A 14,810-nucleotide genomic window follows, 5' to 3' on the forward strand; every position below is an offset into this window, starting at 1 on the left:
CGCGCGCCGGGGCATACCCGGTATGTGAATAGTAAGACGTACGGGAGCGCCGAATAGTTGCCCATGATCCCGAACAATTTCTCGGCGTCCCCGCCCCGCGCACCCGAGCGGTGCTGCTCCACTACGGTTGCCCCATGAGCCAGAGCAACGGGCGGGAGGCCGGTCGCGGTCCGGGACAGGAGCGGCATCGCGGTGCGGTCACCCTGCGCAGAGGGGCGATCCCGAGCAGCACCGCCGACCAGCGACTGCTGGATTCACGGGGGCGGGGCGACTGGAAGACCAAGGACGCCTGGCGCGCGCTGCGCATCCTCGCCGAGTTCGTCGAGGGTTTCGACACCCTCGCCGACGTGCCGTCCGCGGTCAGCGTCTTCGGCTCGGCGCGCAGCGCGCCGGACAGCGTCGAGTGGCAGTTGGCCGAGCAGTTGGGCGGTGCGCTGGCCCGAGCCGGCTATGCGGTGATCACCGGAGGTGGGCCCGGCGTGATGGAGGCCGCCAACCGGGGCGCCAGCGAGGCCGGTGGGCTCTCCGTGGGGCTCGGCATCGAGCTTCCGTTCGAGCAGGGCATCAACGACTGGGTCGACCTGGCCATCGACTTCCGCTACTTCTTCGCCCGCAAGACGATGTTCGTCAAGTACGCGCAGGCGTTCGTCGTGCTGCCCGGCGGGTTCGGCACCATGGACGAGTTGTTCGAGGCACTCACCCTGGTGCAGACCGGCAAGGTCACCCGGTTCCCGGTGGTGCTCATGGGCGTCGCCTACTGGCAGGGTCTGCTGGACTGGCTGCGCGACACGATGGCCGCCACCGGCAAGATCGGGCCGGTCGACCTGGATCTGATCTGCCTCACCGACGACGTCAACGAGGCGGTCCGGTACATCGTCGAATCGGAGGCCGCGCTCTCCGCCGAGCAGGAGGCGGTCCGCGAGGAGGCTGTCGCGCGCACCGGCGCAGACCAGCAGGCCGCAGCCGTTCAGGCTCGGGACCACGACTGATGGCGGCGATCTGCGTCTTCTGTGCCTCCTCCCGTACCCTCGATCAGCGCTGGTTGGACCTGGCCGCCGAGACCGGCGCGGAGCTGGCCCGGCGGGGCCACACGCTGGTCAGCGGCGGTGGCTGCGTCGGCATGATGGGCGCGCTGGCGGACGGCGCCCGATCCGCCGGTGGGCGCACCGTCGGCGTGATCCCGCAGTCGCTGGTCGACCTGGAGGTCGCTGATCTGGCCTCGGACGAGCTGCTGGTGACCGATTCGATGGCCAGCCGCAAGACCCTGATGATCGACAAGTCGGATGCCTTCCTCACCCTGCCCGGCGGGCTGGGCACCCTGGACGAGTTGTTCGAGGTCTGGACCACCGCCACCCTCGCCCTGCACACCAAGCCGATGGTGCTGATCGACACCGACGGGTTCTACCGCCCCCTGCTGGACTGGCTCGACGCGCTGGCCGACCAGACCTTCCTCAAGCCCGCCGGCCGCGACCTCCTGACGGTCACCACCACCGTCACCGAGGCCCTCAACGTCCTGGAATCCCACCTAACCTGACCCCCCACCCCCACCCCCACCCCCACCCCACCCCGGCTGGGCCGCGGTGATCATGGGGTTGGCGAGGCCGCCGTCGGCGTGTCGCCCCGCCAACCTCATGATCGACGGGGGTGGATGGGGTGGGGTGGGCCGGGTGGGGTTTGGGTGGGTGGGTGTCGTATGGGTCTGATGGGATGAGCTGATGCAGGCGTACCGGTTGGTGCGGCGGCCCGGAGGGCCGGCGCGGGGGGACGAGGCGACGCCTGACAGCGCTTCCGTGCCCGCCAGCGGCGGCACGTCCGGGGGCGGTGTCGGCGCGTCGGGTGGGCCCGATGGCGTGGCCGGGCCCGAGCTGGCCGTCGGCGGCGGCTGGCGGGCCGACCCGGTGCAGGCCGAGGTGGTCGGGCACACCGACGGGCCGATGCTCGTGCTCGGCGGCCCGGGCACCGGCAAGACCAGCACGCTGGTCGAGGCGGTCGCTGCCCGGGTGGCCGAGGGGGTCGACCCCGAACGGATCCTGGTGCTGACCTTCGGCCGTCGGGGCGCCACCGCGCTGCGACAGCGCATCGAGGCCCGGATCGCGCAGGACGGCCACCGGGTGCTGCGCGAGCCGCTGGTGCGCACCTTCCCGGCGTACGCCTTCGGGTTGCTCCGCCGCGCCGCCGCCGAGCGGGGCGAACCGTCGCCCCGGCTGCTCACCGGCCCCGAGCAGGATCTGATCATCCGTGAGCTGCTGGACGTGGTGGGCGAGGAGCCCGAGGACGACCCGGTCGGCTGGCCCACCGACCTGCGCCCCGCCCTGCGCACCCGGGCGTTCGCCGGCCAACTGCGCGACCTGCTCATGCGCGCAGCCGAGCGCGGCGTGGGCCCGATCGACCTCGCCCGCCTGGGTGAGAAGCTCGGCCGCGCCGACTGGCCGGCCGCCGCGCGCTTCCTGCGGGAGTACGTCGCCGTGCTCGCGCTGCGCGACGTCAGCAACCGGGGCTCCATCGCGTACGACCCGGCGGAGCTGGTCCGGGCAGCCACCGGGCTGCTGCGCGACGACGAGGAGTTGCTGGCCGCCGAGCGTCGTCGGCTCGCGCACGTCTACCTCGACGAACTGGCCGACACCGACCCCGCCCAACTGGAGCTGCTCTCGGTCATCGCCGGCGGTGGCAAGTCGCTTGTCGCGTTCGCCGACCCGGATTCCTCCACGTACGCCTTCCGGGGCGCCGACCCGGCCGGGGTGGCGACGTTCCCGCACCGGTTCCGGACGGCATCCGGTGCGCCGGCCGCGCAGGTGCTGCTGAGCACGTCGTACCGGGCCGGGCCGGGTCTGCTCGCGGCGATCGCCCGGCTGGGTCGCCGGCTGCGGGGTCCGGCCGCGCACCGTCGGCTGCACCCCCTGCCGGACGCGCCGCCCGGTGTGGTCGAGGTGCACACCTTCCGTTCGGCGACCAGCGAGGCCGCCTGGCTGGCCCACGCGCTGCGCTCGGCCCACCTGCTCGACGGCGTGCCGTGGTCACGGATGGCGGTGCTGGTGCGGTCCACCGCGTTGCAGCTGCCCACCCTGCGACGGGCGTTGCACGCTGCCGGCGTACCCACAGTGGTGCACGGTGAGGATCTGCCCCTGCACCTGCAACCGGCGGTCGCGCCGCTGCTGCTCCTGCTGCGCTGCGCGCTGGAGCCGGAACGACTCGACGAGGAGGCGGCCGTCGCGCTGCTGCACTCGCCGCTGGGTGGGGCCGACCCGCTGGCCGAGCGGCGGCTGCGGCAGGGCCTGCGCGCGCTCGCGTTGGCCGGCGGTGACCGACGCCCCTCCGGGGAGTTGATCGTCGAGGCGTTGCAGGATCCGGAGGAGTTGACCGGCATCGAACGGCGCTGGGCGGAGCCGGCGCAGGCGGTGGCCGGGCTGCTGGCCATCGCCCGCGAAGCCGCCGTGCGGCCGGGTGCGACCGCCGAGGACGTGCTCTGGGCCGTCTGGCACGCCAGTGGTCTCGCAGAGCGGTGGGCCGGCGCAATCAACCAGGGGCGTCCGGAGGCCGGCGAGGGCGACCTGGCCCGGCGTCGGCGGGCCGAGGCTGCCGACCGCGACCTGGACGCCGTGCTGGTCCTCTTCGACGCGGCGGCCCGGTTCACCGACCGGCTGCCCGGCGCGCGTACCGAGGTCTTCCTCGATCACGTGCTCGCCCAGGACCTGCCGGCAGACACCATCGCCCCGACCGCCGACCGGGGTGCGGCGGTACGCCTGCTCACCGCGCACGCGGCGAAGGGCCTGGAATGGGACCTGGTCGCGGTGGCCGGCGTGCAGGAGGGCATCTGGCCGGACCTGCGGCTGCGCGGCAGCCTGCTCGGCTCCGAGCGACTGGTCGACGTGCTGGCCGGCCGGTCGGTCGACGGGGCGACCGCGGCGAACGTGGTGGGTCAGACCTCGGCGTTGCTGGACGAGGAGCGTCGGCTCTTCCACGTCGCCATCAGTCGGGCCCGGCACCGGCTGCTGGTCAGCGCGGTGGCATCGGCCGCCGTCGGTGGGGACGACCACGAGGAGCAGCCCAGCCGGTTCCTGCACGAGCTGAGCCCGAGCACGCCGCCACCGACCCCGCCGAGCACGCCGCCGACCCCGCCGACAGCGCCCGACCCGCCGCCGACAGTGCCCGGCCCGCCGCCCGGTCCCCGCACGGAACCGTCCTCCGGCGACACCGGGGGCGCTGCGGTGGGCGAGACCGGGGACGAGGAGCCGGGCCGTCCCGGGGCACTGCCGGTGACCCGTCCACCCCGGGCGCTCACCCTGCCGGCGTTGGTCGCGGAACTGCGTACCGCCATCACCGACCCGGCCGCCCCGGCGGCCCGGCGGCGCGCCGCGGCGGCCGAACTGGCCCGGCTCGCCGCCGCCGGGGTGCCCGGTGCGCACCCCGACGACTGGTGGGGGTTGCGGGTGCTCTCCGACGACCGGCCGCTGGTCGACGACGGCGACCCGGTGCGGGTGACCCCGTCGGCCATGGAGAGCGCGCTGCGGTGCAGTCTGCGCTGGCTGCTGGAACGGCACGGCGGTAGTGGCCCGACCAGCACAGCGCAGGGGGTGGGCAACCTGGTGCACGCCGCCGCGATGCTCGCCGAGGACGCCAGCGCCGACCGGGGCGCGCTGCTCGACTACGTGGCCGCCCGGTTCGACGCGATCGAGCTGGCGGCCCGGTGGATGGCCGGGCCGGAACGGGAACGCGCCGAGGCGATGGTCGACAAGCTGCTGCGCTGGCTGGCCACCAATCCGCGCCGGTTGCTCGCCATCGAGCACGAGTTCGCCGTCCGCCTGGACGACCCGAACCGGCCCATCGACCTGACCGGCCGGGTCGACCGGCTGGAGGTCGACGAGGCCGGACGGCTCGTGGTGATCGACCTGAAGACCGGCAAGTCCACCGCTGTCACCGGCACCGACCTGGCGGAGCACCCGCAGCTCGGCGCCTACCAGGCGGCGGTTGAGGCGGGGGCGTTCGCCGAGTTCGGTGACGAGTCCGGGGGCGCCGCGCTGGTGCAGCTCGGAACCTCCGCCAAGGACGCCAGGGAGCAGAATCAGCCCGCCGCCAGCGAGGGGCCGGCGGCCGGTTGGGCGACCGCGCTGGTCCGGCGGACCGCCGATACGATGGCAGCCGCCACGTTCGCCGCGGTGGCCAACTCGAAGTGCCGGGTCTGCCCGGTGCGCACCAGCTGCCCGGTCTCCGGGCAGGGTCGCCAGGTCGTCGAGCCGCCCACCGTCCGACGCACAGGTGAGGGCGAGGAGTGAGCTTGCGAGCCCAGTCGCAACCTGGGACGGCACCCGTGAGGGCGAGGAGTGAGCTTGCGAGCCCCGCAGTCACGAACTGAGATGGCACCGTGAGGGCGAGGAGTGCGCCGGTGTTGGGAACCGAGACGGCACGGTGAGTCAGCCCACCCTGTTCGGCGCGGGCCCCGCGCCGACACCCCGACTCGCGGACTCCGGCCCCCGGTACACACCGGTGGAGCTGGCCAAGCTGCTGCGGTTGCCGGCGCCCACCCGGGAGCAGGCCGCGATCATCGCCGCCCCGGTGGAGCCGCTGCTGGTGGTCGCGGGCGCCGGGTCGGGCAAGACCGAGACGATGGCCGCCCGGGTGGTCTGGCTGGTGGCCAACTCGTACGTGCGGCCGGAGCAGATCCTCGGGCTGACCTTCACCCGCAAGGCGGCCGGCGAGCTGGCCCATCGGGTACGGACCCGGCTCGACCAGCTGATCCGCCGACTCGGCCGGCAGGGACGGGACCCGCTGGGCGATCCGCTCGCGGGTGAGCCCACCGTCTCCACCTACCACTCGTACGCGGGGCGGATCGTCACCGAGCACGGGCTGCGGGCCGGCTACGAGCCGTCCACCCGGCTGCTCACCGAGGCGTCCCGCTGGCAGTTGGTCGACCTGCTGGTGCGCAACTACGACGGCGACATGTCCGAGGTGGACCGGATGCCGAGCACCATCACCGACGCGGTGCTGGCGCTGGCCGGGGAGCTGGACGAGCATCTGGTCGCGCCGGACGACCTGGCGGCCTGGACCGGTCGGTTCTTCGCCGAGGTGCAGTCCCGGCCGGGTCGGGTGTACGCCGACGTGCGCAAGGCGCTCACCCTCCAGCAGACCCGGTTGCGCCTGTTGCCGCTGGTGCGGGCGTACGCCCGGCGCAAGGAGGACTTCGAGGCGATGGACTTCGCCGACCAGCTCGCCCGGGCGGCCCGGGTGGCCCGGGACCACCCGGGGGTCGGCGTGATCGAGCGGGACCGCTTCCGGGTGGTGCTGCTCGACGAGTACCAGGACACCAGCCACGCCCAGGTGGTGCTGCTCAACGCGCTGTTCGGTGGCGGGCACCCGGTGACCGCGGTGGGCGACCCGTGCCAGTCGATCTACGGCTGGCGGGGGGCCAGCGCGGGCACCCTGGACCGGTTCCCCACCGAGTTCGCCCGCGCCAACGGCGAGCCGGCCCCGGCGCTGGGGCTCACCACGAGTTGGCGCAACCGCCCGGAGATCCTCCGGGTGGCGAACGCGCTCTCCACCCCGCTGCGGGCGGCGGGTGCCCGGGTGCCGGAGCTGCGCTCCGCGCTGACCGTCCGGGACCCGATCCCGCACCGCAGTCCGGGCGGTGCGGCCGGCGGCACTGTGCACTGCGCGATGCTGCCCACGTACGCCGACGAGGCCGACTGGATCGCCGACAGCGTGCTCGCCGCCTGGCGTGGGGCGGCCGGGATGTCGGGCGCGGCCCCGGAACACATCCCGGTGGACCGCCGTCCGACGACCGCCGTGCTGGTCCGGGTGCGCAGCCAGATCCCGGCGATCGAGTCGGCGCTGCGGGAGCGTGGCCTACCGGTCGAGGTGGTCGGGCTGGGCGGCCTGCTGGACACCCCCGAGGTACGTGACGTGGTCTGCACGCTGCGGGTCCTGGCCGACCCGACCGATGGCGCCGCGCTGCTGCGGTTGCTCACCGGCGCCCGTTGGCGGATCGGGCCACGTGACCTGGTGGCGTTGCACCGGCGGGCCCGGGCCATCGCGAACGCCCGGCGACAGGTCGCCGCCGACGAGGCCTCGGAGATCAGCCCTGACCTGTTGGACGAGGCGACCCTGGTGGAGGCGTTGGCCGACCTCGGGCCGGCGCAGGCGTACTCGGCGGAGGGGTTCGCGCGCCTGCGCGCGTACGGCCGGGAGTTGGCGCTGCTGCGCTACCGGCTGGATCAGGCGCTGCCGGACCTCATCGCGGACATCGAGCGGACCATCGGCCTGGACGTGGAGGTCGCGGTGCGGGCCGGCCGGGACGGCGCCGGCGACGCGGGCCTGGCCCGGGGCCATCTGGACGCGCTCGGCGACGTGGCGGCCCGGTTCAGCGGGGAGACGCCCGGCGCGACCCTGTCCGGGTTCCTGTCCTACCTGGCCGCCGCCGAGGACGAGGAGCGCGGTCTGGCGCCGGGCGAGGTCGAGGTGGTGGAGGGCGCGGTGCAGGTGGTCACCGCGCACGCCGCCAAGGGCCTGGAGTGGGACGTCGTGGCGGTGGCCGGGCTCAGTCGTGGGCTGTGGCCGGGGCCGGTCCGCAACTCCGACCACTGGCTGGGTGGGCTGGGCGTGCTGCCGTTCCCGCTGCGCGGCGACGCCGACGGGCTGCCCGAGTTGGCGCTCGACGAGGCGGGAGACCAGCGGGCCGTGGCGCGGGCGGTGACCGACTTCACCGACGCGTGGCGGGCCCACGACGAGCGGGAGGAACGCCGTCTGACGTACGTGGCGGTCACCCGGCCGCGCCGGCTGCTGCTCTGCTCCGGTTACTGGTGGGGAGAGGGCACGAAGCGACCGCGAGGTCCGTCGGTCTTCCTGCGTGAGGTGTACGACGCCTGCCTCGACGGCGGGCCGGGGCACCTGATCGACGCGTGGGCGCCGGAGCCGACTCCCGACGCGACGAACCCCACGGCCGAGGTGGTGCTCCGCGCTGAGTGGCCGGCCGACCCGCTGGGCGGTCGCCGGCCGGCGTTGGCCGAGGCGGCGGGGCTGGTGCGTCGCCTGATGGCCGACGGTCCGGCGGCGGCGCTCCCCGGGCCGGTCGGGCCGGTGCTCGCCGGGCCGGTCACGCCGATCGGATCGACGGCCGAGCCGGCCGAGCCGGAGGTTGATCCGGAGGTGGCGCGCTGGCAGCGCGAGGCGGATCTGCTGTTGGCGGAGCGCGCCGAGCTGACCCGGCTCTCCGGTGCGGTCGAGGTGGCGCTGCCCGGGGCGCTGAGCGTCACCCAACTGGTAGCGCTGCGGCGCGATCCGGCGGCGCTGGCCCGTACGCTGCGTCGCCCGGTGCCGGCCGAACCCAACCCGTACGCCCGTCGAGGCACCGCCTTCCACGCCTGGTTGGAGCAGCGCTTCGGCGCCGACCGCCTGTTGGACCTGGACGAGTTGCCCGGCGCGGCCGACGCCGATGCCGCACCCGACGAGGCGCTGGTCGAGCTTCAGGAGCGGTTCCTGGCCAGCGAGTGGGCCGACCGGTCACCGGTGGAGGTGGAGGTGCCGTTCGCCACGGTGATCGCCGGCGTGGTGGTGCGGGGCCGGATGGACGCGGTCTTCGCCCGGCCGGGGGGTCGGTTCGACGTGGTCGACTGGAAGACCGGCGCGCAGCCCTCCGGGCCGGCGGCCGACGTGGCCGCCGTGCAGCTGGCGGTGTACCGGCTGGCCTGGGCGGAGTTGGCCGGCGTGCCGGTCGACCGGGTGGGCGCGGCGTTCCACTACGTCCGCCACGGGGTGACCGTCCGGCCCGCCGACCTGCTGGATGTGACTGGCCTCACGGCCCTGATCGCCCAGTTGCCCGAGGATTCTGCCCAACATTGACCATGGCGGGGAAAACCGTGGTAGGTTGACCGGGTTGCAGTTTTGGTTACCAGAGACTCTGTGTGCGCCTGGCGGGATTGTGGCCCCAGGCGCTCTTTGTTGTGTCCGGAGTTCTCCGGGCGGGGCGACCAGAAGCGACAGGCGATTCGCGCATCCCCGCGCGGAGCGCTCCTCTTCGGGCGCGCAACAAGTGCGCGTCCGACGTTCCGTCAAGGAGACGAAACACATGGCTATTGGCACCGTGAAGTGGTTCAACGCTGACAAGGGCTTCGGCTTCATCACCCCCGACGGCGGCGGCGCCGACGTTTTCGCCCACTTCTCGGCGATCCAGTCCTCCGGCTACCGGAGCCTGGACGAGAACCAGCGGGTCGAGTTCGAGGTGACCCAGGGCCAGAAGGGCCCGCAGGCGGAGAACATCCGCCCGCTCTGATCTTCGGATCGGTCAGCATTACCTGTCGCGCCCTCCGGGTGTGACGGTGACGGGACCGGCCCGCCCCGCTGCCGCCTGCCTACGCAGGCGGCGGCCCGGCGGCGGGCCGGCCTGTACTCCCTTTCGGTTCGTGCTTGTGAGTCCTGGCGGCCTTTTTCCGCCGGTGACAGCGCCGACTTCGGCGCCCTCCCTCGACACGTGCCGCGTCGAGGAAGGCTTCCGCATGACCACAGTTATTCCTTCTTTCGCTCATACCGGTCTGGCGCCGGCGCTGCTCACCGCGCTGACCGCGCAGGGCATCACCGAGCCGTTCCCGATCCAGTCGGCGACGCTGCCCGACTCGCTCGCCGGCCGGGACGTGCTGGGCCGGGGTCGTACCGGCTCCGGCAAGACCCTCGCCTTCGGGCTTCCGCTGCTGTCCCGCACCGCCGGCCGTAAGGCGCGGCCGGGTCGCCCGCTGGCCCTGGTGCTGGTGCCGACCCGCGAGCTGGCTCAGCAGGTCACCACCGCCCTGGCCCCGTACGCCCGCGCCGTCGGGCTGCGCTGCGCCACAGTGGTCGGCGGCCTGTCGTTGCAGCGGCAGGCGGACGCTTTGCGCGCCGGCACCGAGGTGGTCGTGGCCACCCCCGGTCGGCTGCACGACCTGATCAACCGTGGCGACGCCCGGCTCGACCAGGTCGAGATCACAGTGCTCGACGAGGCCGACCAGATGGCCGACATGGGCTTCCTCCCGCAGGTCACCAAGCTGCTGGAGCAGGTCGCGCCGCAGGGGCAGCGGATGCTCTTCTCCGCGACCCTGGACGGCGGCGTGGACCGGCTGGTCCGCCGCTTCCTAAGCAACCCGGTCACCCACTCGGTGGACCCAGGCACCGCGACCGTCACTGCGATGACCCACCACGTGCTGCACGTCGACGCTGCGGACAAGCCCGACGCGTTGACCCGGATCGCCGCCCGTGAGGGCCGCACCATCCTGTTCATGGGCACCAAGCACCGCGCCGACCGGCTGGCCCGCCAGCTGCTCTCCAAGGGCGTACGCGCGGCCGCGCTGCACGGTGGCAAGTCCCAGCCGCAGCGCACCCGGATCCTGGAGCAGTTCCGCAACGGTCAGGTGACCGCGCTGGTCGCCACCGACGTGGCGGCCCGTGGCATCCACGTGGACGGCCTCGACATGGTGGTCAACGTGGACCCGCCGACCGAGGCGAAGGACTACCTGCACCGGGGCGGCCGCACCGCCCGGGCCGGCGAGTCCGGTTCCGTGGTCACCCTGGTCCTGCCGGAGCAGCGTCGGGACGTGTCCCGGCTGATGGCCACCGCCGGTATCCGGCCCGAGTCGGTCCAGGTTCGCCTGGGTGACGGGGCGCTGGCCCGGGTGACCGGTGCCCGCGAGCCGTCCGGTGTGCCGGTGACCATCGTCGCTCCGCCGGCGCCCGCCTCTCGCGCCCGTACCTCCGGGGGCTCGGCCGCCGATGGTGGCGCCCGTCCGGCGCACCGCGCGTCGGGCCGGTCCCGTCGCCCGCGTCGCCCGCGTACCGTCTGATCTTCTGCGCGTCGACCGACCCGTCCCGCTTCGGTGGGGCGGGTCGGTTTTGTCTGCGCGGTGTCCCGGGCCGGTCGGCTGTCCGTGCGGCCCGACCGGCCAGCCGGCCGCGCCGGGTGGCCCCTCTGCTGAGTCGGTAATCAGCCTCTGCTGGGTCGGCTGGCCGACTGCGCCCCGGCCGTTCGTGGTCGAGGCTGACCGACGGGGGAAGTCGGGCGGGGGGCCCGGCACGGGAGGGGTGACCATGGCGGGCGAAGCCGGCTCGGGCGCACTGCGTGAACTGATACTGGTGGTCGCGGTCGCGCTCGCCGGGTTGTTGCTCGCCATGGTTGCGGCCTTCGCGCCCTGGCATGCCACCCCGGCGGGTAACGCTCCCGCCGGTCTGGTGGAGCTGCACAGTCCTGGCGACCCGGGCCTCGGCCCGACGACCGCACACGTGGGCTGAGCAGCGACCGGCCTACCGGTGCCGGCGGAGGGGCAGGCCCGGTCAGGATCGGTACGAGGTGTGGTCGGGTCGGCGGGGCACCGGCCCGACCACATCGCCTTCGCACCCTCCTCGGTGCGCCCGAGCACGACGCACCAGCCCAAGATCGCGCTCGATCCAGGAAGTAGGCCCCTCACCAGGCGGGCGAGGCCACTACATCAATGATCGGGCGCGATCATGCGAGCGGTGCGTCGGTGCTGACCGCACTCGGGGCGTGGGTGAGCAGGTCGGCCAGGGTGGTGCTGTCGACCACGGTGGCGATCGCCCCGTGCACCGCCAGCCAGACGTCGGTGAGCCCCGCGGCCACTCCGTGATAGCCGACCCGCTCGGCCGGCAGACCGCGCACCGTGGTGAGCGAGCCGCCGACCGCACGCAGCACGTCTCCGACGGTGATCTCGTCCGCTGGGCGGGTCAGCGCGTACCCGCCGTCGGCGCCGCGATGGCTGTGCAGCAGACCGGCCCGGCGCAGGTCGAGCAGGATGCCCTGCAGGAAACTGAGCGGGATGTCCTGCACCTCGGCCAGGCTGGCCGCCTTCGCCAACTCGCCGGCCCGGTCGCCGTCGCCGCCACCACCGGCGGCGGCGACGGCCAGCATCGCCCGGAGCGCGTAGTCGCTGCGCGCGGAGACGAACACGTCACTGACCAGCCTGGTCCAGTACGCCCCAGCGGCGCCTGATCGCCTTGTCCGCAGCGCCGAACGCGGTGTCCACGAGAAGCCCGACGACAAGGATGACGATCATGATGGCCATCAGCCGTTCCGCGTCCGAGAAATCCCTGGCGTAGGTGAGCTGAGCGCCGATCGACGTTCGCGCGGCGATGACCACGAGCAACTCACCGGCCATCAGACTGCGCCACGCGAAGGCCCAGCCCTGCTTGAGGCCGGCGACGATCGCGGGCAGCGCGGCTGGCGCGATGACGTACCGGTACAGGTTCAGACCTCGGGCACCGAGGTTGCGGCCGGCGCGCTGCAGCAGGGGCGGGACGTAGTCCACGCCATGGATGACACCATTGGCGATGGACGGCGCGGCGCCGAGCACCACCACGAAGAAGATCGCCTGTTCGCTGAGTTCGAACAGCAGGATCGCCAGGGGGAACCAGGCAATCGACGGCATCGTCTGCAGTGCCGTGATCATGGACCCGATGGCGGCCCGGAGCACCTTCGACCGAGAGACACCGAGGCCGAGCAGCAGCCCGACGGCCACTGCGGCGGCGAAGCCGATCACCGCACGCCGTGCCGTGGTGGCCAGCCCGTCCCAGAGCGCTTGACTCAGGAAGTAGTCGGCGAGGTCGGCGAAGACCGGCCCCGGGCCAGGCAGGGCCCACGGGTCCTTCCACCCGGTCCAGACCACGGCCTGCCAGATCCCGACGGCGATGGCCAGCGCGGCGAGCTTGGGCCAGGTGGCCGCCCAGATCCGGGCGCCCCGGGAGACCTCCTTGTCCCGACCGGCGATCTCCAGCGCGTCGAGGCCGGTGATCTCCGCGTCGGTACGCGCCGAACTGGTGAGGGTGTCACTGGCCATGGCGGCCCACCTCCGTACGCAGCCGCTCGGTGACCTCTGCGGCGATGGCGGCGACCTCGGGGGAGTCGATCCGGCGAGGGCGCGGGATGTTCACCTCGGTGGAGTAGATGATCCGGCCGGGTCGGCTGGAGAGCAGGATGATCCGGTCGGCCAGCCGGGCCGCCTCGCGGACGTTGTGCGTCACGAAGAGCACCGAGAGTTTGCGCTCGGACCAGATCCGCTCCAGCTCGTCGTGCAGGATGTCCCGGGTCATCGCGTCCAGCGCGCCGAACGGCTCGTCCATCAGCAGCACCGGAGTGTCCAGGGCCAACGTGCGGGCGAGCGCGACCCGCTGCCGCATTCCGCCGGAGAGCTCGTGTGGGCGCTTGCGGCCGAAGTCGGCAAGGTGCACCGTCCGCAGCAGCTCGGCCACCCGCTCGCGGCGTTGGGCGCGGGGGAGCCGACGCAGCTTGAGCGGCACCTCCACATTGGCGTCGACGGTCAGCCACGGAAAGAGCGCCGGCTCCTGGAACATCAGGCCCGGGTTGGCGTCGCCGGCCAGCGTGATCTGCCCACCGCTGACCCGGTCCAGCCCGGCCACCAGGTTGAGCAGGGTGCTCTTGCCGCAGCCGGACGCGCCGACCAGGCAGACGAACTCGCCGGGCGCGACGTTCAGCGACACACCGTCCAGGGCCAGGACCGCGTTCGCCCCGCGCCCGTACACCTTGGTCACGCCGGAGAGCGCGACCGCAGTGGTCGCGCTCTGCGGCGTCGTCGTGGTCGACGTCATGGCTGGACGACCTCGGGCTTGCCCTGCGCCTTGAGCGCGTTGTTGAGGTACTTCAGGTCGTACAGGCCCTTGAGGTCCACCGGCTCGGTCAGGTCCACGTCGACGGCGTGGTCGAGCCCTGCCTTCAGGGAGGACGAGATCGGGTCGTTCGTGAACTCCAACGTCGGCCACGCCTGCTTGATGAGCTTCAGGTCCAGCGGCTTGCCGGTGATCTTGCCGATCGCGTCGGAGATGGCCTGCTGCGCCTCGTCCGGCTTGGTGTTGACGAACTCGTTGGCTGCCACCTGACCGTCGACCAGCCTCTGCACCACGTCCGGGTGCGCCTTGAGGAACTTCGTGCTCACCAGCAGGTTGGTGATGACGAACTTCTTGTCCGGCCACAGGTCGCGCTCGTCGACCAGAACCTTGCCGCCGGCGTTGACCAGGCGGGAGACGAACGGCTCGGGCACCCAGGCGCCGTCGATCGCGCCGCTGTTGAACGTCTCGATGGTCTGGGCGTTCTCCTGCGGCACGATCTTGACGTCGCCGCCGCCCTCCTTGGTGGTGGTGAGGCCCTGCTGCTTGAGCCAGTAACGGACCGCCACGTCCTGGGTGTTGCCCAACTGCGGGGTGGCGATCTTCTTGCCCTTCAGGTCCTGCGCGCCGGTGATGCCGGGCTTGACGACCAGCGCCACGCCGCCGGAGGCCGCGCCGGAGATGACCCGGACGGCCTCGCCCTTGGACTTGGAGAAGGCGTTCACCGTCGGGTTCGGACCGATGTAGGTGGCGTCCAGCGCGCCGGAGAAGACGGCCTCGATGGCGGCCGGGCCGGCGTTGAAGGTCTTCGGGTCCAGCTTGACGTTGGTGCCGAGCTTCTCCGCGAAGATGCCCTTCTCCACGCCGACGACCGCCGGCGCGTGGGTGATGTTGGGGAAGTAGCCGAGGCGCAGCGTCACCGGGCCGGAGCTGCCGCCCGCGCCCTCGCTGTCGTCGCCGCAGGCGGCGGTGCTGCCCAGGGTCGCCGCGCCGAGGGCGGCGAGGGTGGCCAGGGTGACCAACCGGCGCAGGGGGAGCCGTCTCATCGCTCATCCAATCCACAGTATTCCTACTTAGTTGGTAGGAAGAGTGGGCCAGGCTGCGGCCAGCGTCAAGACCCATCCACATGGCGGGATGGTGCGTCTCAGTTATGTCGGTATTTCCTATCAGCTTGCTGGGGTAATCGCCATCCGGTCAACGCCGAGGTCGCGGCCCGCATCGACGAG

The 14,810-nt window shown here is 73.0% G+C and carries 11 protein-coding genes; 7 read left to right on the forward strand and 4 right to left on the reverse strand.

Annotated features, from left to right (window positions below; all coding sequences use genetic code 11):
• The first annotated feature begins 134 nt into the window (after positions 1 to 134).
• From GUI43_RS08930 to GUI43_RS08960, 7 genes are all read left to right on the forward strand, one after another.
• The gene (locus GUI43_RS08930; RefSeq protein WP_112583710.1) at positions 135 to 989 is read left to right on the forward strand and encodes an LOG family protein; all 855 of its coding nucleotides are present in this window, start codon (positions 135 to 137) and stop codon (positions 987 to 989) included.
• Positions 989 to 1,534, forward strand: a complete 546-nt coding sequence (locus tag GUI43_RS08935; RefSeq protein WP_112604943.1) for an LOG family protein — start codon at positions 989 to 991, stop codon at positions 1,532 to 1,534. Before GUI43_RS08930 ends, GUI43_RS08935 begins: the two co-directional genes overlap by 1 nt.
• Positions 1,535 to 1,715: 181 nt before the next feature.
• Positions 1,716 to 5,270 carry an ATP-dependent helicase gene (locus tag GUI43_RS08940; RefSeq protein WP_112698540.1) on the forward strand — a complete coding sequence of 1,185 codons (3,555 nt, stop codon included), beginning with the start codon at positions 1,716 to 1,718 and terminating at the stop codon, positions 5,268 to 5,270.
• A 133-nt stretch (positions 5,271 to 5,403) separates the two neighbouring features.
• A complete protein-coding gene (locus GUI43_RS08945; RefSeq protein WP_112698541.1) occupies positions 5,404 to 8,829 on the forward strand; it encodes an ATP-dependent helicase in 3,426 nt (1,141 codons plus the stop codon).
• Between the two features lie 226 nt (positions 8,830 to 9,055).
• Positions 9,056 to 9,259, forward strand: a complete 204-nt coding sequence (cspE, locus tag GUI43_RS08950) for a transcription antiterminator/RNA stability regulator CspE (RefSeq protein ID WP_007464836.1) — start codon at positions 9,056 to 9,058, stop codon at positions 9,257 to 9,259.
• A gap of 223 nt (positions 9,260 to 9,482) precedes the next feature.
• Entirely contained in the window at positions 9,483 to 10,796 is a 1,314-nt protein-coding gene (locus tag GUI43_RS08955; protein WP_112583706.1) for a DEAD/DEAH box helicase, read from the forward strand.
• Positions 10,797 to 11,040: 244 nt separating this feature from the next.
• A complete protein-coding gene (locus GUI43_RS08960) occupies positions 11,041 to 11,241 on the forward strand; it encodes a hypothetical protein (protein WP_112583796.1) in 201 nt (66 codons plus the stop codon).
• A gap of 214 nt (positions 11,242 to 11,455) precedes the next feature.
• Here GUI43_RS08960 and GUI43_RS08965 read toward each other — a convergent pair whose 3' ends face one another.
• Genes GUI43_RS08965 through GUI43_RS08980 form a run of 4 tightly spaced genes read right to left on the reverse strand, consistent with a single transcriptional unit; the run spans position 11,456 to position 14,630 of the window.
• On the reverse strand, positions 11,456 to 11,914 hold the full coding sequence (locus GUI43_RS08965) for an RrF2 family transcriptional regulator (protein WP_112698542.1): 459 nt from the start codon (positions 11,912 to 11,914) through the stop codon (positions 11,456 to 11,458).
• Position 11,915: 1 nt separating this feature from the next.
• A complete protein-coding gene (locus tag GUI43_RS08970; protein ID WP_112698543.1) occupies positions 11,916 to 12,800 on the reverse strand; it encodes an ABC transporter permease in 885 nt (294 codons plus the stop codon).
• Positions 12,790 to 13,569 (reverse strand): ABC transporter ATP-binding protein, encoded by a 780-nt coding sequence (locus tag GUI43_RS08975; protein ID WP_112698544.1) that lies wholly within the window; start codon positions 13,567 to 13,569, stop codon positions 12,790 to 12,792. Before GUI43_RS08975 ends, GUI43_RS08970 begins: the two co-directional genes overlap by 11 nt.
• The gene (locus tag GUI43_RS08980; protein ID WP_112698545.1) at positions 13,566 to 14,630 is read right to left on the reverse strand and encodes an ABC transporter substrate-binding protein; all 1,065 of its coding nucleotides are present in this window, start codon (positions 14,628 to 14,630) and stop codon (positions 13,566 to 13,568) included. Before GUI43_RS08980 ends, GUI43_RS08975 begins: the two co-directional genes overlap by 4 nt.
• Between the last annotated feature and the right edge of the window lie 180 nt (positions 14,631 to 14,810).

The organism is Micromonospora noduli, assembly GCF_003264365.1.
GTDB lineage: Bacteria > Actinomycetota > Actinomycetes > Mycobacteriales > Micromonosporaceae > Micromonospora > Micromonospora noduli.